At 63.7% G+C, this 24,309-nt stretch carries 26 protein-coding genes; 16 read left to right on the top strand and 10 right to left on the bottom strand.

The genetic code is table 11. The features are described 5' to 3' along the window. Positions 1-138 precede the first annotated feature (138 nt). The 3 genes from ACOKS3_RS24000 to ACOKS3_RS23990 all read right to left on the bottom strand — a co-directional run bounded on the left by ACOKS3_RS24000 (position 139) and on the right by ACOKS3_RS23990 (position 3,814). On the bottom strand, positions 139-2,190 hold the full coding sequence (locus tag ACOKS3_RS24000; RefSeq protein WP_181004538.1) for a putative bifunctional diguanylate cyclase/phosphodiesterase: 2,052 nt from the start codon (positions 2,188-2,190) through the stop codon (positions 139-141). Between the two features lie 236 nt (positions 2,191-2,426). Further along, a complete protein-coding gene (locus ACOKS3_RS23995) occupies positions 2,427-3,023 on the bottom strand; it encodes a superoxide dismutase (RefSeq protein ID WP_103449282.1) in 597 nt (198 codons plus the stop codon). A 191-nt stretch (positions 3,024-3,214) separates the two neighbouring features. Continuing rightward, entirely contained in the window at positions 3,215-3,814 is a 600-nt protein-coding gene (locus tag ACOKS3_RS23990; protein WP_103449283.1) for a LysE/ArgO family amino acid transporter, read from the bottom strand. 90 nt (positions 3,815-3,904) lie between these two features. On the opposite strand from ACOKS3_RS23990, the gene ACOKS3_RS23985 reads away from it, so the two are divergent. The 3 genes from ACOKS3_RS23985 to ACOKS3_RS23975 all read left to right on the top strand — a co-directional run bounded on the left by ACOKS3_RS23985 (position 3,905) and on the right by ACOKS3_RS23975 (position 6,745). After that, positions 3,905-4,795, top strand: coding sequence for a LysR family transcriptional regulator ArgP (locus ACOKS3_RS23985; protein ID WP_103449284.1), 891 nt, complete (start codon positions 3,905-3,907; stop codon positions 4,793-4,795). Between the two features lie 45 nt (positions 4,796-4,840). Next, entirely contained in the window at positions 4,841-5,836 is a 996-nt protein-coding gene (locus tag ACOKS3_RS23980; protein WP_103449285.1) for an NAD-dependent epimerase/dehydratase family protein, read from the top strand. 87 nt (positions 5,837-5,923) lie between these two features. Beyond that, entirely contained in the window at positions 5,924-6,745 is an 822-nt protein-coding gene (locus ACOKS3_RS23975; protein WP_103449286.1) for an ATPase, read from the top strand. A gap of 33 nt (positions 6,746-6,778) precedes the next feature. Here ACOKS3_RS23975 and ACOKS3_RS23970 read toward each other — a convergent pair whose 3' ends face one another. Both ACOKS3_RS23970 and ACOKS3_RS23965 read right to left on the bottom strand, forming a co-directional pair. Beyond that, complete coding sequence (locus ACOKS3_RS23970; RefSeq protein ID WP_422764187.1) at positions 6,779-7,828, bottom strand: alkene reductase; 1,050 nt, start codon at positions 7,826-7,828, stop codon at positions 6,779-6,781. Positions 7,829-7,845: 17 nt separating this feature from the next. Next, positions 7,846-8,148 (bottom strand): ArsR/SmtB family transcription factor, encoded by a 303-nt coding sequence (locus ACOKS3_RS23965; RefSeq protein WP_054885082.1) that lies wholly within the window; start codon positions 8,146-8,148, stop codon positions 7,846-7,848. 152 nt (positions 8,149-8,300) lie between these two features. Here ACOKS3_RS23965 and ACOKS3_RS23960 point away from each other — a divergent pair, with 152 nt between their 5' ends. Beyond that, positions 8,301-8,897 carry an acyl carrier protein phosphodiesterase gene (locus ACOKS3_RS23960; RefSeq protein WP_103449288.1) on the top strand — a complete coding sequence of 199 codons (597 nt, stop codon included), beginning with the start codon at positions 8,301-8,303 and terminating at the stop codon, positions 8,895-8,897. Between the two features lie 59 nt (positions 8,898-8,956). Here ACOKS3_RS23960 and ACOKS3_RS23955 read toward each other — a convergent pair whose 3' ends face one another. Then, positions 8,957-9,745 (bottom strand): lysophospholipid acyltransferase family protein, encoded by a 789-nt coding sequence (locus ACOKS3_RS23955; RefSeq protein WP_422764186.1) that lies wholly within the window; start codon positions 9,743-9,745, stop codon positions 8,957-8,959. Beyond that, on the bottom strand, positions 9,745-10,500 hold the full coding sequence (gene olsB / locus ACOKS3_RS23950) for an L-ornithine N(alpha)-acyltransferase (RefSeq protein WP_103449290.1): 756 nt from the start codon (positions 10,498-10,500) through the stop codon (positions 9,745-9,747). Before olsB ends, ACOKS3_RS23955 begins: the two co-directional genes overlap by 1 nt. A 147-nt stretch (positions 10,501-10,647) precedes the next feature. On the opposite strand from olsB, the gene ACOKS3_RS23945 reads away from it, so the two are divergent. The 6 genes from ACOKS3_RS23945 (at position 10,648) to ACOKS3_RS23920 (ending at position 15,388) form a co-directional block, all read left to right on the top strand. Further along, positions 10,648-11,535 (top strand): acyl-CoA dehydrogenase middle domain-containing protein, encoded by an 888-nt coding sequence (locus tag ACOKS3_RS23945; protein WP_422764185.1) that lies wholly within the window; start codon positions 10,648-10,650, stop codon positions 11,533-11,535. Positions 11,536-11,600: 65 nt separating this feature from the next. Continuing rightward, positions 11,601-12,680 (top strand): serine hydrolase domain-containing protein, encoded by a 1,080-nt coding sequence (locus ACOKS3_RS23940; RefSeq protein WP_422764184.1) that lies wholly within the window; start codon positions 11,601-11,603, stop codon positions 12,678-12,680. Then, positions 12,677-12,973 (top strand): amidase, encoded by a 297-nt coding sequence (locus tag ACOKS3_RS23935; protein WP_103449293.1) that lies wholly within the window; start codon positions 12,677-12,679, stop codon positions 12,971-12,973. Before ACOKS3_RS23940 ends, ACOKS3_RS23935 begins: the two co-directional genes overlap by 4 nt. Before the next feature lie 44 nt (positions 12,974-13,017). Then, a complete protein-coding gene (locus ACOKS3_RS23930) occupies positions 13,018-13,599 on the top strand; it encodes a YceI family protein (RefSeq protein ID WP_103449294.1) in 582 nt (193 codons plus the stop codon). A 1-nt stretch (position 13,600) separates the two neighbouring features. After that, positions 13,601-14,758 carry a phospholipase D-like domain-containing protein gene (locus tag ACOKS3_RS23925; protein WP_103449295.1) on the top strand — a complete coding sequence of 386 codons (1,158 nt, stop codon included), beginning with the start codon at positions 13,601-13,603 and terminating at the stop codon, positions 14,756-14,758. Between the two features lie 51 nt (positions 14,759-14,809). Then, the gene (locus ACOKS3_RS23920) at positions 14,810-15,388 is read left to right on the top strand and encodes a DJ-1/PfpI family protein (protein ID WP_103449296.1); all 579 of its coding nucleotides are present in this window, start codon (positions 14,810-14,812) and stop codon (positions 15,386-15,388) included. 44 nt (positions 15,389-15,432) lie between these two features. Here ACOKS3_RS23920 and ACOKS3_RS23915 read toward each other — a convergent pair whose 3' ends face one another. Continuing rightward, positions 15,433-15,831, bottom strand: a complete 399-nt coding sequence (locus ACOKS3_RS23915; RefSeq protein ID WP_103449297.1) for a nuclear transport factor 2 family protein — start codon at positions 15,829-15,831, stop codon at positions 15,433-15,435. 115 nt (positions 15,832-15,946) lie between these two features. Between ACOKS3_RS23915 and ACOKS3_RS23910 the strand changes: the two genes are divergently transcribed. Beyond that, positions 15,947-16,537: a GNAT family N-acetyltransferase gene (locus ACOKS3_RS23910; RefSeq protein WP_103449298.1), complete on the top strand. Its 591-nt coding sequence runs from the start codon at positions 15,947-15,949 to the stop codon at positions 16,535-16,537. Further along, positions 16,534-17,406, top strand: a complete 873-nt coding sequence (locus ACOKS3_RS23905; protein WP_422764183.1) for a carbon-nitrogen hydrolase family protein — start codon at positions 16,534-16,536, stop codon at positions 17,404-17,406. The genes ACOKS3_RS23910 and ACOKS3_RS23905 overlap by 4 nt, the downstream gene beginning before the upstream one ends. A 43-nt stretch (positions 17,407-17,449) precedes the next feature. On the opposite strand, the gene ACOKS3_RS23900 is transcribed toward ACOKS3_RS23905, so the two are convergent. Continuing rightward, entirely contained in the window at positions 17,450-18,973 is a 1,524-nt protein-coding gene (locus ACOKS3_RS23900) for a fumarate hydratase (protein ID WP_012274004.1), read from the bottom strand. A gap of 250 nt (positions 18,974-19,223) precedes the next feature. Between ACOKS3_RS23900 and ACOKS3_RS23895 the strand changes: the two genes are divergently transcribed. Beyond that, the gene (locus ACOKS3_RS23895) at positions 19,224-20,144 is read left to right on the top strand and encodes an iron-sulfur-binding ferredoxin reductase (RefSeq protein WP_103449300.1); all 921 of its coding nucleotides are present in this window, start codon (positions 19,224-19,226) and stop codon (positions 20,142-20,144) included. A 157-nt stretch (positions 20,145-20,301) separates the two neighbouring features. On the opposite strand, the gene pyk is transcribed toward ACOKS3_RS23895, so the two are convergent. Then, positions 20,302-21,756 (bottom strand): pyruvate kinase, encoded by a 1,455-nt coding sequence (gene pyk / locus ACOKS3_RS23890; RefSeq protein ID WP_103449301.1) that lies wholly within the window; start codon positions 21,754-21,756, stop codon positions 20,302-20,304. A 181-nt stretch (positions 21,757-21,937) separates the two neighbouring features. On the opposite strand from pyk, the gene ACOKS3_RS23885 reads away from it, so the two are divergent. The 3 genes from ACOKS3_RS23885 to sbcB all read left to right on the top strand — a co-directional run bounded on the left by ACOKS3_RS23885 (position 21,938) and on the right by sbcB (position 24,291). Further along, positions 21,938-22,324 (top strand): tetratricopeptide repeat protein, encoded by a 387-nt coding sequence (locus tag ACOKS3_RS23885; protein WP_103449302.1) that lies wholly within the window; start codon positions 21,938-21,940, stop codon positions 22,322-22,324. 124 nt (positions 22,325-22,448) lie between these two features. Further along, the gene (locus tag ACOKS3_RS23880; RefSeq protein WP_103449303.1) at positions 22,449-22,808 is read left to right on the top strand and encodes a PilZ domain-containing protein; all 360 of its coding nucleotides are present in this window, start codon (positions 22,449-22,451) and stop codon (positions 22,806-22,808) included. A 46-nt stretch (positions 22,809-22,854) separates the two neighbouring features. After that, positions 22,855-24,291, top strand: a complete 1,437-nt coding sequence (gene sbcB, locus ACOKS3_RS23875) for an exodeoxyribonuclease I (RefSeq protein ID WP_422764182.1) — start codon at positions 22,855-22,857, stop codon at positions 24,289-24,291. The last annotated feature ends 18 nt before the right edge of the window (positions 24,292-24,309 follow it).

Here is a 24,309-nt window from a genome sequence, read left to right as displayed (position 1 = left end):
TGTGGTTGGACCAAGGGGTTGGGCCGTGCGCCGTGGCACGCGAAACGACAACATCATGCGAAAGATTTGCATTTGCTGTAAAGGGGTTGGCGCGCAATTCATGCAAATGCGCGTCACGGCCGATAATCGGGGCAAGCGTTACAGCGCGGAGACCTGATTGCGCTGGGCTTGTTTGAGGAAGTTGGTCAGTTCGCGGGCCGACAACGGCTTGCTGTAGTGGTAGCCCTGACCTTCATGGCAACCCTGGGCGATGATGTAGGCTTCCTGCTCGACGGTTTCCACGCCTTCGGCGATCACCTGCATCCCCAGGCTCTTGCCCAGCTGGATGATGGCGCGAACGATGGTGGCGTCGTCATCGTCGTCGAGCAGGTCCTGGACGAAGCTCTTGTCGATCTTGATCTTGTCCAGCGGCAGCGATTTCAGGTAGCTGAGCGACGAGTAGCCGGTGCCGAAGTCGTCGATGGCGATCATCGCCCCCGAGCGGCGCAGGCTCAGCAGGTGCTGGGCGGCGGTGCTGATGTCCTCCATCAGACCGGTCTCGGTCACCTCCAGCTCCAGGCTGCGCGGAGGCAGACGGTAGGCCTGCAGCAGGTTGTTGACCACCCGTGGCAGCTCGTTGTGGTGCAGTTGCACGGTGGACAGGTTGACCGCCATGCGCAGCTCGCTGAAGCCCAGGTCGTGCCATTCGCGCAACTGTCGGCAGGCCTGGTCGAGTACCCATTCGCCGATGCTGATGATGCTGCCGTTCTGTTCGGCCAGCGGGATGAACTGGTCGGGCGGGACCATGCCCAGTTCCGGGTGCTGCCAGCGTAGCAAGGCCTCGACCCCGACCACACGATGGTCGCGGTAGCTGATCTGCGGTTGATAGACCAGGTACAGCTGGTTGCGCGGCAGGGCTTCGCGCAGGTCCTTTTCCAGCTCGCGGCGGCGGCGCATTTCGCTGTCGACGCTGGCGATGTAGAACTGGTAGCGGTTGCGCGAGCGGGCCTTGGCCAGCGTCATGGTCTGTTCGGCCTTCTGCAGCAGCTTCTCGGTGCTGTCACCGTCCTCGGGGAACAGGGTGATGCCGATGGTGGCGCGCAGGCGGATCTGCTGGAGATCGAGGCCAAATGGCAGTTCCAGGTCGTCGAGGATGCTCTGGGCCAGCTCCGCCGCCTCGTAAGGCTGCTCGATATTGGCCTGGACCAGGGCGAACTGGTCGCCACCCAGCCGTGCCAGCGCACCCAGGCGCCCGCTGTGGGCGCGCAGGCGGTCGGCCAGGGCCAGCAGCAGCTGGTCGCCGGTCTGGTAGCTGAACTGCTCGTTGATGCCCTTGAAGTCGTCCAGGCCCACGCAAAGCACGGCCACGCGATGCTGCAGGCGGCCGGCGTCGGCGAGGATCTTGTCGAGCTGCTCCTGCAATTGCTGGCGGTTGGGCAGGCCGGTGAGGAAATCGTACTGGGCCATGCGCTGCAGGCTGTTCTCGGCTTCGTGGCGCAGGTGGGTATTGCGCTCGATCGAGGCCAGCAGCTGGTTGGCGGTGTTGACCCAGATGCCCAGTTCGTTCTTCTCGTGGCCCTTGAGCAGCGGGATCTGGTGCTGGCTGGGGCGGTCGGGGTTGATCTGGGTAAGGTGCTCGATGATCTTCGACAGCGGCTTGGTCAGCAGCCAGTGGTAGACCAGGTACAGCACCAGGCCCATGGCCAGGGCGCGCAGCACGCCGGAAATGAAGATGATTACCGCATTGATCAGGAAGTCTTCGCCATAGGACGAAGTATCGAGGGTGATGCTCAGGTCGCCGTAGTATTCGCTGTATGGACCACGGCCGACCAGCTGGGTGGTATAGGTGCGTTCCTGGCCGAGGATCAGGTCGGTCAGCCAGCGCATCGACATGTCCTGCAGCGGGCGGGACTTTTCCGCAAGCATGGTTTCGTTGGGGTGGCCGATCGAGGCCATGCGCACCGACTCGTCCTGGAACAGGCCTTCCATCACCTGCATGCCCATTTCCCGGTCGAGGCTGTACACCGCCTGGGTAGAGGGGTCGCGGAACATGTCGAGAATGCGTTGGGCGTCGTTGTTGACGGCCTGGCGGGTCTTGGAGGTGTCGTAGACGATCTGCGCGCAACTCAGGACAACGCCGACCGCCAGCGCCGACAGGAGCACGACCCTGAGCAACTTGACCGACAAGCTGTTCCGCAATTCCAGCTTCAATGGGGTTTCCTTAATCCATGCGCATGACATCATTTTGCCACTAACGTTGGCAATACACTATCGGCCGACCTTGGGTAGTGTATCGGTTGCCCGACCCTGCAACTTGAGTGCGCGGTGTCAAACTTCCAGACGGTTGATGTTAGCGTGCAATACGCGCTGAGCAAGACCCTGCGGGAAAACTGTCAGGCATAAAAAACCCGGCACATGGCCGGGTTTTTTGTTCAAGGCTGAATGAATCAGGCCTTGAAGGTCTTGCCTTCGAACTGCTCGGCAACGAATTTCCAGTTGACCAGGTTCCAGAACGCCTCGACGTACTTAGGACGCAGGTTGCGGTAGTCGATGTAGTAGGCGTGTTCCCAGACGTCGCAGGTCAGCAGCGGGGTGTCGCCGCTGGTCAGCGGGCAGCCGGCGCCGATGGTGCTGGCCAGGGCCAGGGAACCGTCAGCTTTCTTCACCAGCCAGCCCCAGCCGGAACCGAAGGTGCCGATCGAAGTCTTGGAGAACTCTTCCTTGAACTTGTCGAAGGAACCGAAAGCGGCGTTGATGGCATCAGCCAGGGCGCCGGTCGGCTGGCCACCGGCGTTAGGTGCCAGGCAGTTCCAGTAGAAGGTGTGGTTCCAGACTTGAGCGGCGTTGTTGAAGATGCCGCCCGAAGAGCTCTTGACGATCTCTTCCAGGGTCTTGCCTTCGAATTCGGTGCCTGGGACCAGGTTGTTCAGGTTCACGACATAGGTGTTGTGGTGCTTGTCGTGGTGAAACTCCAGGGTTTCCTTGGAGATGTGCGGCTGCAGGGCATCGTGGGCGTACGGCAGCGGCGGCAATTCAAAAGCCATGGTGGATCTCCTGATTCAGGTCTGTTTGCGGTTTGCGCAAGGCCGATCACGGGCGGCCCGATGTACGTCGGCGAGTTTGTACTCTTTGCGACGCAAGGGCTGGATCATAGCACCGGGCCCGGCTCATAACCACGCAACAAAGATAGGGAATAGAGGTTCCAGAGCGGTTGGCAGCCGCCGACCGGCGGCCCTCAATCAAAGATCAGTTGCGCCGCCACGGCGAACATCATCACCGCCACCATCAGGTCGAGCATCCGCCAGGTTGCCGGGCGCGCCAGCCACGGTGCCAGCCACGCGGCGCCGATCGCCAGGGTCGAGAACCACAGCAGCGAGGCGCTGGCTGCCCCCGCCACATAGGCGCCAGGCACAGTCTGTTGGGCACCGAGCGAGCCGATCAGCAGCACGGTGTCGAGGTACACGTGAGGGTTGAGCAGGGTAACCGCCAGCGCGCTCAGCAATACCGCCCGGCGCGAGCGCATGCCCTGGCCTTCCTGGTGCTGCAGGCTCTGCTTGGAAAAGGCGCTGCGCAGGGCCTTGGCGCCGTACCAGATGAGGAACACTGCGCCGCCCCAGCGAGCGATGGCAAGCAATGTCGGGTTGTGCGCCAGCACCGTGGCCAGGCCAAACACCCCGGCTGCCACCAGGATGGCGTCACAGACGATGCACAGCGCGGCCACTGGTAAGTGGTGCTCGCGGCGCAGGCTCTGGGCGAGGACGAAAGCGTTTTGTGCACCGATGGCCATGATCAGGCCAAAGGCCACCAGCATGCCGTTGAGATAGCTCTGCCACATGGCGAATACTCCAAACAAGATGCTGGATATTGTGGCGAGTGTCGCTGTATAAGAAAAACAAATAGAGCTGATCCGTCATTAGGAAAATTGATGTTCGACTACAAGCTGCTGGCTGCCCTTGCGGCGGTGATCGAGCAAGGCGGTTTCGAACGTGCCGCGCAGGTGCTGGGGCTGTCACAGTCCGCCATTTCGCAGCGCATCAAGCTACTCGAAGCGCGGGTCGGGCAACCCGTGCTGGTGCGTGCTGCACCGCCGAGCCCGACCGAGGTCGGCCGGCAATTGCTCAACCATGTGCAACAGGTACGGCTGCTCGAACGTGATTTGCAGCGTCAGGTGCCAGCATTGGACGAGGAGGGCATGCCCGAGCGTCTGCGCATCGCCCTGAACGCCGACAGCCTGGCGACCTGGTGGGCTGGTGCGGTGGGCACATTCTGCGCCGAGCATCAGCTGCTCACCGACTTGGTGGTTGAAGACCAAGAGGTCGGTCTCAAGCGCATGCGTGCGGGTGAAGTGGCAGCCTGCCTGTGTGGCAGCGAGCGGCCGGTGGCTGGCGCACGCAGCCTGCCGCTGGGAGCCATGCGCTATAGGGCATTGGCCAGCCCTGGGTTCATGGCACGCTATTTCCCTCAGGGTTTCGAGGCGCAGCGCCTGGCCCGCACGCCGGCCATCGTCTACGGGCCGGACGATTTCCTGCAGCACCGTTACCTGGCTTCACTGGGAATTCAGGACGGTTTCCTGCACCACCTGTGCCCGTCGTCCGAAGGCTTTCTGCGCATGACCGAGGCCGGACTGGGATGGGGCCTGGTGCCCGAGTTGCAGGCCCGTGAACAGTTGGCCAATGGCCAATTGGTGGAAATCTGCAGCGATACCCCCATCGATGTGCCGCTGTACTGGCATCATTGGCGCAACGGCGGGCACCTGCTCGCGCAACTGACCGAACACCTGCGGCACACGGCACGGCACTGGCTGGTGCCCTTGTAGCGGCGGCTGGCGTCTGTTGCATCTGAAATCAAGGCGGAGTCATACATGCAAATTCTGGTCACCGGCGCGAGCGGCTTCATTGGCGGGCGTTTTGCGCGCTTTGCCCTGGAGCAGGGCCTGGCTGTACGGGTCAGCGGCCGGCGTGCCGAGGGCGTGGAGCACTTGGTCAAGCGCGGCGCACAGTTCATCCCTGGCGACCTGGGCGACCCTGAGCTGGCCCGTCGCCTGTGCCAGGGGGTCGAGGCCGTGGTGCATTGCGCGGGCGCGGTGGGTAATTGGGGGCGCTACCAGGACTTCCACCAGGGCAATGTGGTGGTCACGGAAAACGTCGTCGAAGGCTGCCTCAAGGAGCATGTGCGGCGCCTGGTGCACCTGTCGTCGCCGTCGATCTACTTCAACGGCCGTTCGCGCCTGGGTATCCGAGAAGATCAGGTGCCGCGCCGCTTTCATGATCACTATGCGCAAACCAAACATATTGCTGAACAGAAAGTGTTCGGCGCCCAGGAGTTCGGCCTGGAGGTGCTGGCGCTGCGCCCACGCTTCGTCACCGGGGCCGGCGATGCGAGCATCTTCCCGCGCTTGATGCAGATGCAGCGCAAGGGCCGTTTGGCGATTATCGGCAACGGCCTGAACAAGGTCGATTTCACCAGCGTGCACAACCTCAACGAGGCATTGCTGAGCGCCTTGTTCGCCGAAGACCGCGCACTGGGCCAGGCCTACAACATCAGCAACGGCCAGCCGCTGCCGCTGTGGGACGTGGTCAACTACGTGATGCGCCAGATGCATTTGCCGCAGGTAACCCGCTATCGCTCCTATGGCCTGGCCTACAGCATCGCGGCGCTTAACGAAGCCGCATGCATGCTCTGGCCCGGGCGCCCGCAGCCGACCTTGTCGCGCCTGGGCATGCAGGTGATGAGCCGTGATTTCACCCTGGATATCAGCCGCGCCCGCCAATACCTGGATTACCAGCCCAAGGTCAGCCTGTGGAACGCGCTGGATGAATTCTGCGCCTGGTGGAAGCATCAGCCGCTGGGGCAGTGAACCAGATCCGCAGATGATGGTCATCAGTGCGCCGCGCAAGCGGTTTATACTCATGTCTCTTTGCTACCACCGCGGTTGAAGCCACCTATGCGTAACGATGCCAACGACGATTTCGATGATGTGCCTACCTTGCGGGCGGGTACCCCCGATGACGACGAGCTGTTGCCCGCACACGTCTCGCGCAGCCGCCAGAAGGCCGCCAGGCCGGCCAGCACTGGGCCGCTGTGGGCATTGCTGGGGGCGTCGTTCATTGCGTTGGCCGGGCTGGGCTGGTGGAGCTTCCAGCAGATCTCGCTGATGGAGCAGCAACTGGTGGCTACCCAGGAAAGCTTTGCGCGTATCAGCGAAGAGGCGGCCGGGCGTTTGCAGGCGATCAGCGGCAAGGTCGATGCCAGCGAGTCAACGAGCAGCACCGGCAGTGAAGCACTGAAGCTGCAGATCCGTCAGTTGCAGGCCAGCCTGGCCGAGCAGGGCAAGCAGCAACAAGGTGTGGCGGGGCAGGCCGGCGACCTGGGCAAGCGCCTGGAGCAGGTGCTGGCGGATACCCGTGAGCAGCAGAAGGCGGTGACCGAACTGCAGACCCAGCTGCAGGCACAGTTGAAGGCGGTGAACGCTGAGTTGGCCGCCCTGAAGTCGGGGCAGGTGGATGGCGGCAAGCTTGATGGCCAGTTCAAGAACCTAAACGATGAGGTGGCTGCACTGAAGAAGCAGGGCAATCAGAAAGCCGCCATCGACAGCCTGGAGCAGGATGTGCTGGTGCTCAAGACCCAGATGGAAAACCGTTCAGCCTCGTCGGGCGGGGCGACGGTGCAGGAGTTCGATGCGTTCCGTGGGCAGACCACGCGCAACCTCAATACCCTGCAGAGCCAGATCCAGAACCTGCAGCAGCAGATCAATTCCCGGCCTTGAGAAAGGGCCGCAAAGCGGCCCCGGCGATCTCAATTACAGGCGCGGGTAGTCGATGTACCCGACTGGCCCTTTGCCGTAGAAAGTCTCTGGATGTGCGTCATTCAACGGCGCATCTGCCGCCAGCCGCGCCGGCAGATCAGGGTTGGCGATAAACGGCACACCAAATGCCACCGCATCGGCCTTGCCCGCCGCCAATGCAGCATTGGCACTGGCCTTGTCGAAGCGCTCGTTGACGATGTAAGGCCCGCCAAATGCCGCTTTGATCAGCGGGCCGATGCTGTCGTCGGCTTCTTTCTCCCGCGAGCAGATAAAGGCAACGCCACGTTTACCCAGCTCGCGTGCCACGTAGGTGAAGGTCTCGGCGCGGTCGGCATCGCCCATATCATGGGCATCGGCCCGTGGCGCCAGGTGCACGCCGACGCGGCCGGCCCCCCAGACTTCGATGGCCGCATCGGTCACCTCCAGCAGCAGCCGTGCGCGGTTTTCCAGCGAGCCGCCGTAGCGGTCGGTACGCTGGTTGGTGCTGCTCTGCAGGAACTGGTCGAGCAGGTAGCCGTTGGCGCCGTGAATCTCCACACCATCGAAGCCAGCGGCCTTGGCGTTCTCGGCACCGCTGCGGTAGGCCTCGACGATGTCGGCGATCTCTTCGGTTTCCAGTGCGCGTGGGGTCGGGTAGTCGCTCAGCGGACGCACCAGGCTGACGTGGCCTTTGGCCTGGATCGCGCTGGGGGCCACCGGCAGCTCACCATTGAGGTAGCTGGGGTGGGAGATACGGCCAACGTGCCACAGCTGCAGGAAAATGCGCCCGCCAGCGCCGTGCACGGCCTGGGTGACGTTGTGCCAGCCACGTACCTGCTGGTCGTTCCAGATGCCGGGGGTGTCGGGGTAGCCGACGCCCATCGCGCTGACTGATGTCGCCTCGCTGAGAATCAGGCCGGCACTGGCGCGCTGCACGTAGTATTCGGCCATCAGCGCATTGGGCACGCGGCCCTCATCGGCGCGGCAGCGAGTCAGCGGGGCCATGATGATGCGGTTGGGCAGTTGCAAGTCGCCCAGTTGGATCGGATCGAAAAGCGTGGTCATAACGGTTACCTGCCTTGTCAAAGCGCTTGGCGCAGTTGTTCGAGGAACGCCTCGATGGTGGCTTCGTTGCGTTTGAAGAAGTGCCACTGGCCGACCTTCTGGCTGCTGATCAGACCGGCCCGCTGCAAGGTGGCCAGGTGGGCAGAGACGGTCGACTGCGACAGCCCGCAGCGCTGGTCTATCTGCCCTGCACAGACACCGTTCTCGGTGCTGTGGTACTGGTCAGGAAACTGCGTTGCCGGGTCTTTCAGCCAGCTGAGGATTTCTCGCCTGACCGGATGGGCCAGCGCTTTTATGATTTCGTCGAGATCGAGTGGCATGGGTTGAGGCTCGTGCTGTAGCGGTATATCGCGATAGGGCGAAACATACATCGGTATTTCGCGATACACAAATATGAAGAGGTTCTGAGCTGAGCATGAATCGCTATATCGCGTTATAACGATGTACGCGAAGGGGGTGCTAGAATGCCTCCATGAATTACCTCGCACACCTGCACCTGGGCGGCCCAGCGCCACAGCAACTGCTCGGCAGCCTGTATGGCGATTTCGTCAAAGGCTCGCTGGAGGGGCGCTTCCCGCCTGCGCTGGAGGCGGCGATCCGGCTGCACCGGCATATCGACAGCTACACCGACCAGCATCCCTTGGTGCTGGCAGCGCTGGCGCGTTTTCCGCGGGAGCGGCGGCGTTTTGCCGGGATCGTCCTGGACGTGTTTTTCGACCATTGCCTGGCGCGGCACTGGGGGGATTACGTCGAGCAGCCGCTGGCGCAGTTCACCGGGGACTTTTACCGGGTGCTGCTGGCCGAGCCCGAGCTGCCAGGGCGGTTGGCGCGGATTGCGCCGTTCATGGCGGCGGATGACTGGCTGGGGGCGTATGGCGATTTCGCCACGCTGGAGCAGGTGTTCAACGGCATCGCGCGGCGTTTGTCGCGGCCCGAAGGGATGGCCGGGGTGATGGATGAGCTGGAGCGGTTGTATCAACCGTTGATGGCGGATTTTCGCGAGTTCTATCCGCAGCTGCAGGCGTTTGCGGCGGCGGGGCGTACGGCGGGGGAGCTGCAACGACCGTGAGAACGAGCGCCGCCCGCGCGGCGCTCGATCTCAAAGACCACACATCTCCAACGTCAGGCTCAAGCAGCGCGCGCTTGACGCCGAGGTACCACCGCCACTTCCTCAACCCCGAACAACGCCATGTGAATCGCCTGTTGCGCCTGAAACGCCAGCGCCGCACGTTCCTTCTCGACGCTGCCAATCGGCTTCAACATGTGAATATGCACCTCACCCCGAGGCTCGGCAAACAAACGCATCAAGTGCGAAACCAGATCATCGTCGCCAATGAACGGTGCAATCGAGTCCGGCTCGCCATTGCGCAGGTACTGAATGGCCACCGGCTGCACTGCCACGCCCTGGTCGATGGCCCCGGCCAGCAGGCGACCGTGGAAGGTACGCAACTGGCGACCATCGGTGGTGGTGCCTTCGGGGAAGATCAGCAGCGGCCGGTCGTGCCCCAGCTGGTCGCTGATCTGTTCGCGCAGGCGCTGGCCGTCACCCCCACCGCGGCGAATGAACAGCGTGCCGGCCTTCTCTGCCAGCCAGCCGGCCACCGGCCAGTGGCGGACCTCGGCCTTGGACAGGAAGGACAACGGCAGCAGCATGCCGAGCAGGGGAATGTCGGTCCAGGACACGTGATTGCTGACCCACAGCATCGGCCGTTGTGGCAGTTCACCGATCACTCGCACCTCGAACGGCAGGGCGCCGACCAGTCGCTTCATGAACCAGCAGGACCAGCGCTGGCGAAGTTCGATGGACGCCTTGATCCCCAGGCGTTCGCCCACGGCGATGACGCCGGCCATGAGCATGCCGAGCGACAGTACCAGCAGCAGCCGAGCGAGGCGGGCGAGCACCCGCAGGCCAGGCATCAGACCGCTGCCTTGAAGTGGCGGGCATAGCGCGGGCAAAGGTCGTCGCGCTTGAGCAGGATGAACACGTCCGCCACCTGGAAGTCCTCGTCCCAGCACGGCTCGCCGCAGATCTTCGCGCCCAGACGCATGTAAGCCTTGAGCAGCGGCGGCATTTCGGCGATGACGTTGTTCGGCAGGGCCAGGCTGGGCAACGGGTTCTTCGGCTCGGCACGCAGGTGCTCGGTGCACAGGTAGCGCTCGCGCAGGCGCTGCATGACGGCGTGGGCCTGCACGCCGCCGTCCTGCATGGGGATGCTGGCGCAACCCATCAGGTAGCTGTAGCGGCCCTCGTTGAGCACTTCGGCCAGTTCGCCCCAGAGCACTGCGATGGTGCCGCCATTGCGGTATTCGGCGGCGACGCAGGTACGGCCCAGTTCGAGGATCGGGCCCTGCAGTTGCAGCAGGCCGTGCAGGCTGAATTCTTCTTCGCTGTAGAAACGCCCCAGGCTGCTCGCGGCCTGGTGGTCGAGCAGGCGGGTGGTGGCTACCAGTTCGCCGGTGCTCAGGTCGCGCACGCCGATGTGGCGGCAATGTACGTCGTAGTCATCCATGTCCAGGCCCAGTTCGGCGCCTTTGAGCTTGGCCTTGAATTCTGCGCTGAACACCTTGTAGCGCAGGGCCTGGGCTTCCTGCAGGGCCGCAGCGCCGACCAGGCGTTCGGCTTGCAGACGGCGTTCAGTGCTGTTGTCGCCAGAGTGAGCGATCCGAGTCATTACGAGTCTCCATAAGCCAGCCATGAAGGGTTGCGGCCGGTCGGCTTTGTTGTGCAAAGTCAGCCTAGGTAGGCGCGGTGTCACCCCTGTGACTCTTTGGTGATGCTTGCATGACACCCCAGAACAGCCCCCTTGAAGGAGCGTCCGATGGCCTGGTTGCAACGACTCAACGACCCTCTCCGCCAGCCCTTGGCTGGCACCTTGGGCGAGACCTATGCCGCGCAGTTCGAGCGCCTTGGCGCGGTTGCCCCGTTCGAACTGGCGGTGCTGGGCGGGCGGGCCATGGCCACGCCGGGCCTGGCGTTCCTCATCGGTTACCAAGCCGCCTTGCGCGTGCTCTGGCCCAGTGCGCCCGCCAGCCTAGGGGCGCTGTGCGCCACCGAGCGGCGCAGTGTGCGCCCGGCGGACATGCATACCCGGCTGGTCGGTTTGCGCCTGAACGGCAACAAGGATTTCGTCACCGCCGGCCTGGATGCCGAGTGGCTGCTGGTGGCTGCCCGCAGCGAAGCGCTGGGTGAACCACCCCGGCTGAGCCTGGCAGTGGTTTACCCCGGGGAGGCTGGGGTGACGCTGGAAGCATTACCGACCCTGCCGCTGATGCCCGAGGTAGGGCACGGTCGATTGCATCTGCACGATGCGGCCTGTGAGCTGCTGGCTGGCGATGGTTGGGATGCATACGTCAAACCTTTCCGCTCGCTGGAGGACTTGTACGTGCTCGCGGCGCTGACGGCCTGGCTGTATGGGGTGGGGCAGGAGTGCGGCTGGCCGCAGGAGCTGCGCCTGCGTCTGCTGGGTTTGTTGGCGGGATGTGCCGAGGGCAGCCGGCAGTGTGCCGACAGTGTTGGCTGCCATCTATTGCTGGGGGGATTGTTCTCGCAGTTTCAGGAGCTGCGCGGGGCGATCGACAAGGCGCTGCTGGCGGGGCCGGAGCAATGGGCGCAACTGTGGCAGCGGGATCAGGGCGTATTGGCATTGGCCACTGCGGCGCGGGAAAAGCGCCTGGCCAAGGCCTGGTTGGCAGCAGGGTTGTCATGAAGGCCTGAGAAACTGCGTGATCTTTTAGATCCCGGGGCTGCGAGCAGCCCCCGCAGGCGATGACGATGAAAGCACTGCTTCTGATCCTGGCATTAGCTGTGTGCCCGGCCTGGGCCGAAGTCTGGCCCGAACCGGACTGGCCAATCGACAACACCGCCCTCGACTGGCAGGCCGTCGACGCCTACGCCTTCCCGGAGCGCAACGCCGACGAACGCAGCGGCAACCGCACCGACGCTCTGCTGATCATCCGTGACGGTCGCATCCTCCACGAACGTTACAGCGCCCCCACCACCGCCAATACCGCCCACCTGACCTGGTCGGTCAGCAAGAGCGTACTGGCCACAGTGCTAGGCGTCGCCCAGGGTGAGGGCCGTTTCCAGCTGCAGGACCCGGCTGCACGTTTTTACCCGCCGATGCAGGCTCATCCTGACGTGCACCTGGCCGACCTGCTGCACTGGGCCAGCGGCCTGGACTGGCAGGAAGACTACGAGTACGCACCGTTGAAGTCCTCCGTCGTGGCCATGCTCTATACCCGTGGGCGCGACGACATGGCGGCCTATACCGCAGCCCGCGCCGGCGCCGAAAAGCCCGGCCAGCGCTTTCTCTACTCCAGCGGCGACAGCAACGTGTTGGCAGCCGCCTTGCGCGGCATGCTCGATGCCGGCACCTATGCCGACTATCCCTGGCAGGCACTGTTCACCCCGCTGGGTATCGACAGCGCAGTTTGGGAGCGTGACGGTGCAGGTACGTTCGTTGGCTCTTCCTACCTCTACCTCAGTGCCCGCGACTTGGCGCGCATCGGCTTGCTGATGCAACGCGATGGCCGCTGGCAAGGTCGCCAGCTGCTGCCGCCGAGCTGGGTTGCCTTCAACCGCACACCCTTTAGCCAGGCCGTCGCGATGCCCGGCGAAGCCAACCCGGGCGGTCACTGGTGGCTCAACCTGCCATTGCCAGGTAGCCCGAAACCGTGGCCCGACGCCCCGGCCGATACCTACGCCGCGCTCGGCCACTGGGGCCAGGCGCTGTATATCGTGCCGTCGCAGAAACTGCTGATCGTGCGCTATGCCGATGACCGCGATGGCAGCTACCGCCACAACGAACTGCTCAAGCGGGTGCTGGCGGCGCTGGCCAAGGAGGGCGCATGAAGCGCGTGCTGTTGCTGGTGATCGTCGCCTTGCTCGGCTGGGCCTGGCTGGAGCGCCAGGCGCTGGCGGACTTCCCCGGCATCCTGTCGGCCTATTCGGCCAAGGAGTACTGTTCGTGCCGCTTCGTCATGGGCTTCGACGAGGCCTATTGCCGGGGCTATGTGAAGCAATGGTTGCCCCTGAGCCGGCTGGAGGAAGACGGCCCGCAACGGCGGGTCAGCGCAGAGGGCCTCGGCCAGCGCAACCAGGCGGCTTGGCAGGGTGCGCTGGCCGGCTGCCGCTTGCTGCCATGAGGGCGGGCGGGTAAGGTTGGCGGTCAAGTTTCACGAGACCAGTCATGTTCAAGCTGCCCCGTTTTCTACCTGCCCTGCTGCTGGCTTTGTGCCTGCCTGCCCATGCCAACTGGCACCTCGATGGCGAGTCTTCACGCCTTTCTTTCGTCACCGGCAAGAACGGCGATACCACCGAGGTGCATCGTTTTCTGGTGTTGCATGGCAGCGTCGACCGCAAGGGCGCGGCTGCGTTGAGCATCGAGATGGACTCGGTGAGCAGCGGCATCCCGCTGCGTGACGAGCAGATGCGCGACAACCTGTTCGAGGTGGAGCGCTTTGCCGAGGCGAGCGTGAAGGCGCAGATCGACTTGCGACCGATCAATGACCTGGCCGATGGTGCGCAAATTGAACTGCGCCTGCCGCTGACCGTCACCCTGCATGGCCAATCGCACAGTTACAACGCGCTGCTGCTGGCCACCCGCCTGGATGAGCGGCGCTTCCAGGTGGTGACCCTCGAACCGCTGGTGCTACGGGCTTCGGATTTTGGCCTGTTGCCAGGGCTGGAAAGCCTACGCAAGTTCGCCAAGCTGAAATCCATCAATCCGTCGGTACCGGTCAATGCGGTACTGATCTTCAACGCCCGCTGACATGCCGGGGCCGGTCTTCCCCTGGCGGGGTGGCAATGAGTTCGAACTGCTGATCGACGGCCCCGAGTTCTTTCCGCGCATGCTCCAGGCGATCCTGCGCGCTGAGCTCCAGGTCGACCTCGAACTGTACCTGGTAGAGGCCGGTGCGTGTGCCGAGGCCGTGGTAGAGGCACTGGAGCAGGTGGCACGCCGCGGCGTGCGGGTGCGTTGCCTGTTCGATGACTATGGCTCATTGGCCTTTACCGCGGCGTTGCGCCAGCGCCTGCAGGAGGCCGGGGTGTACTTGCGCTGGTACAACCGCCTGCGCTGGAAGCGTGGTTTTCGCAACCTGTACCGCGACCATCGCAAGCTGTTGCTGGTGGACGAACGCTGGGCGGTGGTGGGTGGCACGGGCGTCACCGACGAGTTCTGGACGCCAGGTGAGGCGACCAGCGCCTGGCACGAAGTGATGGTGCAGATGCAAGGGCCAGTGGTGAACGACTGGCAGTTGCTGTTCGACCGCCAGTGGCAAGCCAACAACCGCCGCACCGCCTGGCGCCCGGCCGAGGGCTTTGGCCTGCCGCGCTTGCCCAAGGTGCCGGTGCAAGGCCAGGGTATGGGCCGGGTGGCCTATGCCGACGCCCGTCAGCACCAGGACATCCTGCATTCGCTGGTACGGGCGATCAACAGTGGCAAACAGCGGGTGTGGCTGGCCACGCCATACTTCCTGCCGACCTGGAGCGTGCGCCGGTCGTTACGCCGTGCCGCCAGCAAAGGCGTCGACGTGCGATTGCTGTTGACCGGGCCACGCACCGACCACCCTTCGGTACGCTATGCCGGGCACCGCTATTACCCCCGATTGCTGCGTGCCGGGGTGCGCATCTACGAGTACCAGCCGTGCTTCCTGCACTTGAAGATGGTGCTGATCGACGACTGGGTCAGTGTCGGTTCGTGCAACTTCGATCACTGGAACCTGCGCTTTAACCTGGAGGCCAACATCGAGGCCCTCGACCCGCCGTTGACGGCTGCCGTGCAGGCCAGCTTCGAGCGTGACTTTGCCTTGAGCGAAGTGGTCGATCTCGAACATTGGCATGCGCGGCCGCTGTGGCGTCGGGTGAAGCAGCGCGTGTGGGGATGGCTGGACCGGTTGGTGGTCAACCTGCTCGACCGGCGCGACTGAGAACGGCTATCGTGCAGTGACTGTCCCTTGGCAATCGAAGGAGTGGGTGCGATGACGGCGAAGAAGATTCTCATGCTGGTTGGCGACTATGTCGAAGATTACGAGGCCATGGTGCCGTTCCAGGCGCTGAGCATGGTCGGGCACACGGTGCATGCGGTATGCCCGGAGAAGGTCGCGGGGCAGACTGTGCGCACGGCGATTCATGATTTCGAAGGCGAGCAGACCTACAGCGAAAAGCCTGGGCACAATTTTGCCCTGAACTACGATTTTGTGCGGGTGCGGGCCGAGGGTTACGACGCGTTGCTGATTCCCGGTGGCCGCGCGCCGGAGTACCTGCGTCTGGATGAGAAGGTGCTGGAACTGGTGCGGGCGTTCGACCTGGCCGGCAAGCCGATTGCGGCGGTGTGCCATGGCGCGCAGTTACTGGCGGCAGCGGGTGTACTGGAAGGGCGCGAGTGCAGTGCGTATCCGGCTTGTGCGCCGGAAGTGCGCCTAGCCGGAGGCACGTTCATCGATATTGCGGTGGACCAGGCGCATGTCGATGGCAACCTGGTGACCGCACCCGCCTGGCCGGCGCACCCGGCGTGGCTGGCGGCTTTCCTCAAGGTGCTGGGGACCCGTATCGCCTGACCGGGCCTGTTCGCGGGTTCACCCGCGAACAGGCCGAAACAGGTTTACTCAACCTGCTCGACCCAGTCGTTGAGGTTGTAGTAGTTGGTCACCCGGGCAATCTTGCCGCAGTGAATGTAGAAGAAGGCCCCCGCCGGCAGCACGTAGGTCTGGCCTTTGGCTGCCGGCAACCCTTCGTCGTCGGCCAGATATTTGCCATGCACGGTGAATTCTGCCGCCGCCCGGCTGCCGTCGGCGTTCTGCATTACCACGATGTCGGCCAGGCGCTCGCGGTAGCAGCGGTTCATCTTGTCCATGAACGCGGCGAATCTGGCTTTGCCCATCTGCCGCTCGCCCTGGTTGATGTCGTGGATCACGTCTTCGCTGAGCAGTGCCAGGAAGGCCGGCATGTCGCCGGCATTGAAGGCGGCGTAGTAAGCATTTACCAGTTCGGTAGCGGTCATGGAACAGTACCTGTCGTGTAGGGAAAAGGCTGTGCGTTGGCTCGGATGATAGGGTTTCCCCTCAAGCCCGGCTTAGCCGAGCGCGTCATCCACATCGACAAAACGACCGCCAAGCATGGAAATACGCCTGTTGCACGGCGCCGCTATCGCGCCTTACATCGATGACCTCGCTCGCCTGCGCCTGACCGTGTTCCGCGAGTTCCCCTACCTCTACGACGGCACCCCGGAGTACGAGGCCGAATACCTGGCCAGCTACACCCGTTCCGGGCGCAGCCTGGTGGTGCTGGCCCTGGACGATGGCCAGGTGGTGGGTGCCTCCACCGGCCTGCCGCTGGTGGATGTGGCCCCGCAGTTCCAGCAGCCGTTCCTGACTCAGGGGCGCGACCCGGCCAACGTCTACTACTTCGGTGAGTCGCTGGTACTGCCGGAGTACCGTGGCCGTGGCTTGGGCGTGCGTTTCTTCATCGAGCGCGAGTCCTATGCCCACAAACTGGCCGAATTCGACTTCTGCGCATTCTGTGCCGTCGAGCGCCCCGGTGTGCACCCGCGCCGGCCTGCGGACTACAAGCCGCTGCACGGGTTCTGGCGCAATCGCGGCTTCCTGCATGACCCCTCCCTGCGCACCCGCTACGCTTGGCGCGACCTGGACGAGCAGGAAAGCTCGGAAAAGATCATGTCGTTCTGGACCAAGGAGCTGCCGATTTGATCCGCCTCGCGGCCTGCCAGTACGCCATCGAACTGCATGAAACCTGGGATGCCTATGCCGACCATCTGCAGGCCTTGTGCGCCGAGGCAGCAGAGGCGGGCGCCCAGTTGCTGCTGTTGCCGGAATACGCCGGGCTGGTGCTTAGCGGCCAGCTGCCGGCCGAGCAGCGTGGTGACCTCAAGGCTTCGATCGCCGGCATCCAGCCGCTGATCGAGCCGTGGCTGGTGCTGTGCGAAGGGATTGCCCGGCGCTGGGGTATCTACCTGCAACCGGGCAGCCTGCCGGTGCTCGACCTTGATGGGCAGTACCGCAACCGTGCCTGGCTGTTTGGCCCCAAGGGTGTGCTTGGCTATCAGGAAAAACTGATGATGACCCGCTTCGAGCGGGAGCAGTGGGGCATTGTTGCCGGTGAGGGGCTGCAGGTGTTCGATACCGATCTTGGGCGCCTGGGCATCCTGATCTGTTATGACAACGAGTTCCCGATGCTGGCGCGGCGCCTGGCCGAGGGTGGTGCCGACCTGATTCTGGCGCCGAGCTGTACCGACACCGAGGCGGGTTACCACCGGGTGCGCATTGGTGCACAGGCACGGGCGCTGGAAAACCAGATAGCCGTGTTGCAGAGCCCGACGGTGGGGCTGGCGCCCTGGTCGCCGGCACTGGATGAGAACATCGGCCGGGCTGGGCTGTTCGTTCCGCCGGATCATGGGATGCCGGGGGACGGGGTGGTTGCGTTGAGTGGGGCGTTGAGCCCGCAGAGCAGCCAGTGGCTGGTGTGCCAGGTGGATCTTCAGGAAGTGCGGCGGGTGAGGCGGGAAGGGCAGGTGTTTACCCGCAGGGACTGGCCGGAGCAGTTCGAAAGACTTCTGTGAGAGCGGCGGCGCCCGTGAAGCAGGCGCCACCGTTACATCGGGATTACTTCACTTCGACTGCCAGGCTCTGAGCAATCTTGCTCTGCCACAGGGCAGGGCCAGTGATGTGCACCGACTCACCGTTGCTGTCGACAGCGACGGTCACCGGCATGTCCTTGACCTCGAACTCGTAGATCGCTTCCATGCCCAGCTCGGCGAAGGCCAGGACCTTCGATTTGCGGATGGCCTGGGCCACCAGGTAGGCAGCGCCACCCACGGCCATCAGGTACACGGCCTTGTTGTCCTTGATCGCTTCGATCGCGGTAGGGCCGCGCTCGGACTTGCCGATCATGCCCAGCAGGCCGGTCTGCTCGAGGATCTGGCGGGTGAACTTGTCCATGCGGGTGGCAGTGGTCGGGCCGGCTGGGCCTACCACTTCGTCACCGACCGGGTCGACCGGGCCGACGTAGTAGATGAAGCGACCTTTCAGGTCCACCGGCAGTTCTTCACCGCGGTTGAGCATCTCGACCATGCGCTTGTGCGCAGCGTCGCGGCCGGTGAGCATCTTGCCATTGAGCAGGATGGTCTCGCCCGGTTTCCAGCTGGCGACTTCCTCAGGGGTAATGTCGTCGAGGTTGACGCGGCGGGCGCTTGGGCCTGCTTCCCAGACGATTTCCGGGTAGGCGTCCAGCGACGGCGCTTCCAGCTCGGCAGGGCCGGAGCCGTCGAGCACGAAGTGGGCGTGGCGGGTGGCGGCGCAGTTGGGGATCATGCAGACCGGCAGCGAAGCTGCGTGGGTCGGGTAGTCCATGATCTTGACGTCGAGCACGGTGGTCAGGCCGCCCAGGCCCTGGGCGCCGATGCCCAGCTGGTTGACCTTCTCGAACAGCTCCAGGCGGATTTCTTCCAGGCGGTTCTGCGGGCCGCGGGCTTTCAGTTCGTGGATGTCGATGGACTCCATCAACACTTCCTTGGCCATCACCGCGGCCTTCTCGGCGGTACCGCCGATGCCGATGCCGAGCATGCCAGGCGGGCACCAGCCAGCGCCCATGGTCGGGACGGTCTTGAGCACCCAGTCGACGATCGAGTCGGACGGGTTGAGCATGGCCATCTTCGACTTGTTCTCCGAGCCGCCGCCTTTGGCTGCAACGTCGACCTCGACCTTGTCGCCAGGGACGATGGAGTAGTGGATGACGGCCGGGGTGTTGTCCTTGGTATTCTTGCGGGCACCGGCCGGGTCGGCCAGGATCGAGGCGCGCAGGACGTTTTCAGGCAGGTTGTAGGCGCGACGCACACCTTCGTTGATCATGTCGTCGACGCTCAGGGTGGCGCCGTCCCAGCGCACGTCCATGCCCACGCGCACGAACACGGTGACGATACCGGTGTCCTGGCAGATCGGGCGATGGCCGGTGGCGCACATGCGCGAGTTGATCAGGATCTGGGCGATGGAGTCGCGTGCCGCAGGCGACTCTTCGCGCAGGTAGGCCTCGTGCATCGCCTGGATGAAATCGACGGGGTGGTAGTACGAGATGAATTGCAGGGCGTCGGCGACGCTCTGAATCAGGTCGTCTTGCTTGATCACGGTCATGCAGCGCGCTCCTCTTAAAGACGGGAACATTCAAAAAGACGCTCGACGGTGCCGACCAGCGTGTCGAAGCGCCTTGCAAGGCGCGCCGGCAGGCTGGCCGACGCAAAAGGGCGCGGCAGTATAGCGCGCCTCACCGCGCGAAACACCTGCGCGTGGTCTGGACCATGGTCGGCAGGTGCCAGGCATCCTTTTTGCTGCCAATGCGCGCTTGGCATACAGTGACCCGGTGATCGATGGAGACAGACATACCATGCCCGAACTTTGCGTGGGCGCGCGTCGCTGGACGGTGCCGACCGGCAGCAACCTACTCGATGCCTTGAACGAGGCCGGGCTCAACGTGCCCTACAGCTGCCGCGCCGGCAGTTGCCATGCCTGCCTGGTGCATTGCCTGCAAGGGCAGCCGGTGGACGCCCTGCCCGAGGCCCTGGCGCTGGACAGGCATGCCTTGGGCTGGCGCCTGGCTTGCCAGTGCCGGGTGGTCGAGGACCTGCACGTGGCGGTGTTCGACCCGCAACAGGATGGCGTGCCGGCGCAGGTCTGCGCGGTGGACTGGTTTGGCGATGTGCTGCGCTTACGGCTGCGACCGCAACGGGCGTTGCGTTATCAGGCGGGGCAGCATGTGGTGTTGTGGTTGGGCGCTGTTGCTCGGCCTTACTCTCTGGCCAGCCTGCCGGGGGAAGATGATTTCCTCGAATTTCATATCGATTGCCAACGAGCTGGTGCCTTTTGCGACAAGGCCCGTGGGCTGAAGGCGGGTGATGAGTTGCGCCTGGGTGAGTTCAGGGGCGGGGCGTTGCACTACGACCCGGACTGGCAGGCGCGTCCGCTCTGGTTGCTGGCAGCGGGCACGGGCCTTGCGCCGTTGTGGGGCATCTTGCGCGAAGCGCTGCGCCAGGGGCATCAAGGGGAGATTCGAGTGGTGCATGTGGCGCGGGACTGCGCTGGGCACTATCAGGCTGAGCTGTTGATGCAATTGCAGGGTGTGAAGGTCGAGCTGGTGCTGGCGGAGCAGATGGAGGAAGCGCTGGCGGGGTTGCGGCCGTCATCGCGGCAGACGGTGGCGCTGGTGTGCGGGGCGCCGGGGAGTGTCGAGCGGTTTGCCCGGCGGCTGTTCATTGCCGGGGTGCCGCGGGGGCAGGTGTTTGCTGATGTGTTTGTCGAACATGCCTGAGGCAGGTCCGGCCTCTTCGCGGGGCAAGTCGGATCGCCGCACCGCCGCTCCTACAGGGACTGTGCAAGCTTCAAGGCCTGCGCTGTACCTGTAGGAGCAGCGGTGCGGCGATCCGACTTGCCCCGCGAATGGGCCGCAAAGCGGCCCCCGGAAGGCATCAGCCGACCAGCGGATCACCGACGTGCAGGATCTTCATGCCGTTGGTGCCACCGATGGTGTGGTAGCTGTCACCCTTGGTCAGGATTACCCAGTCACCTTGCTCCACCAGGCCGCGCTTGAGCAGCTCGTCGACGGCTGCCTGGCTGACCTTGTCGGCCGGCAGCGAGGCCGGGTCGAAGGCGATCGGGTAGACGCCGCGGAACATGTTGGCGCGGGCCTGGGTGGCGCGGTGCGGCGAGAGTGCGAAGATCGGCACGTGCGAACGCAGGCGCGACATGATCAGCGGGGTGTAGCCACTTTCGGTCAGGGCGATGATCGCCTTCACGCCCGGGAAGTGGTTGGCGGTGTACATGGCCGCCAGGGCGATGCTTTCGTCGCAACGCTCGAAGGTGGTGTGCAGGCGGTGGCTGGACCTCTGGCTGGTCGGGTGCTTTTCGGCACCGGAGCAGATGCGGGCCATGGCCTGTACGGCTTCGATCGGGTAAGAGCCGGCAGCGCTCTCGGCCGACAGCATCACCGCGTCGGTGTTGTCCAGCACGGCGTTGGCCACGTCGGACACTTCGGCACGGGTCGGCATCGGGTTCTGGATCATCGACTCCATCATCTGGGTCGCGACGATCACCGCCTTGTTGTTGCGGCGGGCGTGCTGGATGATCTTCTTCTGGATGGCGATCAGCTCGGCGTCGCCGATTTCCACGCCCAGGTCGCCACGGGCAACCATCACGGCATCAGAAGCGAGGATCAGCTTGTCGAGGGTTTCGTCATCGGCAACGGCCTCGGCGCGCTCGATCTTGGCCACCAGCCAGGCGCTGCCGCCGGCTTCGTCACGCAGCTTGCGGGCGTATTCCATGTCGCTGGCGTCACGCGGGAAGGAGACGGCCAGGTAGTCCAGGTCCATTTCCGCGGCGAGCTTGATGTCGGCCTTGTCTTTTTCGGTCAAGGCCGGCGCGGTCAGGCCGCCACCTTTGCGGTTGATGCCTTTGTGGTCCGACAGCGGGCCACCGATGATCACCACGCAGTGCAGGGCGTCTGCGGTGGCAGTCTCGACGCGCATGACCACACGGCCGTCGTCGAGCAGCAGTTCGTCACCAACGCCGCAGTCCTTGACCAGGTCGGGATAGTCGATACCGACGATGTCCTGGTTGCCTTCGGTCAGCGGGTGGGCGGTAGAGAAGGTGAACTTGTCACCGATCTTCAATTCGATGCGCTTGTTGGCGAACTTGGCGATGCGGATCTTCGGACCCTGCAGGTCGCCCAGCAGTGCGACATGGCGGCCGTTCTTGGCGGCGATGTCACGGATCAGGCGGGCGCGCGCCTTGTGCTCGTCCGGAGTGCCGTGGGAGAAGTTCAGGCGTGCCACGTCCAGGCCGGCGAGGATCAGCTGTTCGATCACTTCCGGCGAGTTGCTGGCGGGGCCAAGGGTGGCGACGATTTTGGTACGGCGGATGCTCATGCACAGACTCCTATAGTGAAGCGCAGCGAAAGGCTACTCCTCAATTGCGCTGTAGTCATTGTTCCGTTGCACTACCTGCGACCAACGCAGGGTGGCATTTGAACGGGCGCGAGTATCCTTGCAAATGGCTGTGAAGATTCGCCGGCAATGGCCGATAAACAGGCATCAAAGGAGATACCCCATGCGCGCCCTGATCATAATCGCCCTGGCGGCCAGCACCGTCGGCTGCACCCGCTGGTCCATGGACCACCACCTGAACAACGCCTACCGCGCCTATGACCGGGGCGATTGCTCGAAAGTCATGCTGGAGTTGTCGCAGGTCGACCGCACCAGCCGTGCGCGGCCGTTCGTCCACCCGGAAGTGTCGCTGCTGCGTGGCCAGTGTCTGGAGCGTGACATGCTTTATGTCGATGCGGCGCAGACCTACGAGTACCTGATCCAGCAGTATCCGGGCAATGAATACGCCTACCGGGCCAAGGCGCGCCTGGAGACCCTGCAGAAGCTCGGGCACTACCGTGGTGCAGAGGCGGCGGTGGCCAACCCGGTCAATACCCCTACTTGGCGTTAACACCAAGGTGTCATTAATTTCACGGGATTTGATTGGCGCGCTGCGCTAATCTGTAACTCAGCTGTTACAACAACCGCCAGTACCTTGCATTCCTGGCATCAGGTACGGGACTGCACTCGCGATCATGTTCATCCAGCGCCATATTCAACGCCATCAGTTGCCTTGTGTGCTGAAGGTCTATAACCGCTTTACCGATCAGCCGATCGGTCAGCTGGGCAATGCCTCCGAAGACGGGATCATGCTGATCAGCTCGCTGCCTGTGCTGGTCGGGCCGGACTTCGAGTTGCAATTGCGCATTCCGCTGGCCGGTGGCGGATTTCAGTTCATCAACCTGACCGCCAGTTGCCTGTGGTGCCGCGAGGACCAGACCCCGGGCCACTACGACTCCGGTTTCATGCTGCTGCAGGCACCGCGCGAATACGATGAATTCGTCCGCTCGCTGCGCGACTATTTCAGTTTCCGCCCCGCCAACGCTTCCGCCTGAGCCTGTCTCCGCTAAAATCGGGTCGACCTCGAAACAGGACGACCCCGTGACTTCCAGCATCTTCTGGCACGACTACGAAACCACTGGCATCAACCCACGCTGCGACCGGCCGTTGCAGGTCGCTGGTGTGCGCACCGACCTTGAGCTCAACGAGATCGAAGAGCCGATCAACCTCTATTGCCGCCCTTCGGACGATATTCTGCCGCACCCGGCCGCCTGCCTGGTCACTGGCATCACCCCCGAGCAGCTCGCCAACCAGGGCCTGTGCGAAGCCGAGTTCATGACCCGGGTCCACGCACAGCTGGCGCGCCCTGGCACATGCGCCGCCGGCTACAACACCCTGCGCTTCGACGATGAAGTGACCCGCTACAGCCTGTACCGCAACTTCTTCGACCCTTATGCCCGCGAGTGGCAGGGCGGCAACAGCCGCTGGGACCTGATCGACGTGGTGCGCACTGCCTACGCCCTGCGTCCGGAGGGCATCGTCTGGCCGCAACAGGACGGGCGTACCAGCCTGCGTCTGGAATTGCTCAGCCAAGCCAATGGCATCGACCACGGGCATGCCCATGAAGCGCTTTCCGACGTACGGGCCACGATTGCCCTGGCCCGCCTGATAAGGCAGCAACAACCCAAGTTGTACGAGTGGCTGTTCCAGTTGCGCAGCAAGCACAAAGTGATGGAGCAGATCCGTCTATTGCAGCCTCTGGTACATATATCCGGGCGCTTTTCTGCTGCGCGTAATTATCTGGGGGTGGTCCTGCCATTGGCCTGGCACCCGCGTAATCGCAATGCGCTGATTGTGTGCGACCTGCATCAGGAAACCCTACCGTTAATAAGGGAAAGTGCCGAGGTACTGCGCGAGCGTTTGTACACGCGGCATGAGGAATTAACTGAAGGACAATTACCGGTTCCGCTCAAGTTGGTGCAGATCAATCGCTGCCCGGTAGTCGCTCCGCTTTCGGTATTGCGCCCTGCCGATCAGCGGCGATTGGGCATCGATCTGGCACTGATGCAATCACGCGCTGAACAGTTGGCTAATCAACAGGCTGAATGGCAGGACAAGCTTGAGCCTATCTACGGCAAGGAGGACTTTGCTGCGGTTGAAGACCCGGAACAGCAGTTGTATGACGGATTCATCGGTGACCGTGACCGCCGCCTGTGCGAGCAAGTTCGCACGCTGGACCCTGCGCAATTAGGGCATGGCCACTGGATGTTCGATGATGCGCGCCTGCCGGAGTTATTGTTCCGCTACCGCGCCCGTAACTTCCCCGAGACGTTGAACAATGAAGAGCGCCAGCGCTGGTATGGTTTCTGCCAGCAGCGCTTGAGCGACCCGCATTGGGGCGCACCGAACACGCTGGGTGATTTCGAGCAGGCCAGGCTGAGCGCCTGGGCCAACGCCGACGAGGCCGGGCGGCGAGTGCTGGACGCCTGGCAAGTGCATGCCAGCAACTTGCGAGAGCAGTTTGCAATCAGCCTTTGAATGAGCAAAAACGCCGGC

The organism is Pseudomonas sp. HS6-2, from assembly GCF_049325675.2.
In the GTDB taxonomy this organism is placed as follows: Bacteria; Pseudomonadota; Gammaproteobacteria; order Pseudomonadales; family Pseudomonadaceae; genus Aquipseudomonas; species Aquipseudomonas putida_N.
Note: the sequence above shows the minus strand (reverse complement) of the source record. Positions and strands in the feature narration are given on the sequence as shown.

What these genes read in the sequence shown, in the direction of transcription:
- ACOKS3_RS23940 (WP_422764184.1), top strand. Translation starts at nt 11,601, where the DNA reads ATGAAAGCACTGCTTCTGATCCTGGCATTAGCTGTGTGCCCGGCCTGG.
- ACOKS3_RS23915 (WP_103449297.1), bottom strand. Translation starts at nt 15,831, where the DNA reads ATGACCGCTACCGAACTGGTAAATGCTTACTACGCCGCCTTCAATGCC.
- ACOKS3_RS23945 (WP_422764185.1), top strand. Translation starts at nt 10,648, where the DNA reads ATGGCCTGGTTGCAACGACTCAACGACCCTCTCCGCCAGCCCTTGGCT.
- ACOKS3_RS23910 (WP_103449298.1), top strand. Translation starts at nt 15,947, where the DNA reads ATGGAAATACGCCTGTTGCACGGCGCCGCTATCGCGCCTTACATCGAT.
- pyk (WP_103449301.1), bottom strand. Translation starts at nt 21,756, where the DNA reads ATGAGCATCCGCCGTACCAAAATCGTCGCCACCCTTGGCCCCGCCAGC.
- ACOKS3_RS23990 (WP_103449283.1), bottom strand. Translation starts at nt 3,814, where the DNA reads ATGTGGCAGAGCTATCTCAACGGCATGCTGGTGGCCTTTGGCCTGATC.
- ACOKS3_RS23895 (WP_103449300.1), top strand. Translation starts at nt 19,224, where the DNA reads ATGCCCGAACTTTGCGTGGGCGCGCGTCGCTGGACGGTGCCGACCGGC.
- ACOKS3_RS23995 (WP_103449282.1), bottom strand. Translation starts at nt 3,023, where the DNA reads ATGGCTTTTGAATTGCCGCCGCTGCCGTACGCCCACGATGCCCTGCAG.
- ACOKS3_RS23965 (WP_054885082.1), bottom strand. Translation starts at nt 8,148, where the DNA reads ATGCCACTCGATCTCGACGAAATCATAAAAGCGCTGGCCCATCCGGTC.
- ACOKS3_RS23880 (WP_103449303.1), top strand. Translation starts at nt 22,449, where the DNA reads ATGTTCATCCAGCGCCATATTCAACGCCATCAGTTGCCTTGTGTGCTG.
- ACOKS3_RS23985 (WP_103449284.1), top strand. Translation starts at nt 3,905, where the DNA reads ATGTTCGACTACAAGCTGCTGGCTGCCCTTGCGGCGGTGATCGAGCAA.
- ACOKS3_RS23935 (WP_103449293.1), top strand. Translation starts at nt 12,677, where the DNA reads ATGAAGCGCGTGCTGTTGCTGGTGATCGTCGCCTTGCTCGGCTGGGCC.
- olsB (WP_103449290.1), bottom strand. Translation starts at nt 10,500, where the DNA reads ATGACTCGGATCGCTCACTCTGGCGACAACAGCACTGAACGCCGTCTG.
- ACOKS3_RS23920 (WP_103449296.1), top strand. Translation starts at nt 14,810, where the DNA reads ATGACGGCGAAGAAGATTCTCATGCTGGTTGGCGACTATGTCGAAGAT.
- ACOKS3_RS23885 (WP_103449302.1), top strand. Translation starts at nt 21,938, where the DNA reads ATGCGCGCCCTGATCATAATCGCCCTGGCGGCCAGCACCGTCGGCTGC.
- ACOKS3_RS23900 (WP_012274004.1), bottom strand. Translation starts at nt 18,973, where the DNA reads ATGACCGTGATCAAGCAAGACGACCTGATTCAGAGCGTCGCCGACGCC.
- ACOKS3_RS23975 (WP_103449286.1), top strand. Translation starts at nt 5,924, where the DNA reads ATGCGTAACGATGCCAACGACGATTTCGATGATGTGCCTACCTTGCGG.
- ACOKS3_RS23955 (WP_422764186.1), bottom strand. Translation starts at nt 9,745, where the DNA reads ATGCCTGGCCTGCGGGTGCTCGCCCGCCTCGCTCGGCTGCTGCTGGTA.
- ACOKS3_RS23930 (WP_103449294.1), top strand. Translation starts at nt 13,018, where the DNA reads ATGTTCAAGCTGCCCCGTTTTCTACCTGCCCTGCTGCTGGCTTTGTGC.
- ACOKS3_RS23970 (WP_422764187.1), bottom strand. Translation starts at nt 7,828, where the DNA reads ATGACCACGCTTTTCGATCCGATCCAACTGGGCGACTTGCAACTGCCC.
- ACOKS3_RS23980 (WP_103449285.1), top strand. Translation starts at nt 4,841, where the DNA reads ATGCAAATTCTGGTCACCGGCGCGAGCGGCTTCATTGGCGGGCGTTTT.
- ACOKS3_RS23960 (WP_103449288.1), top strand. Translation starts at nt 8,301, where the DNA reads ATGAATTACCTCGCACACCTGCACCTGGGCGGCCCAGCGCCACAGCAA.
- ACOKS3_RS23925 (WP_103449295.1), top strand. Translation starts at nt 13,601, where the DNA reads ATGCCGGGGCCGGTCTTCCCCTGGCGGGGTGGCAATGAGTTCGAACTG.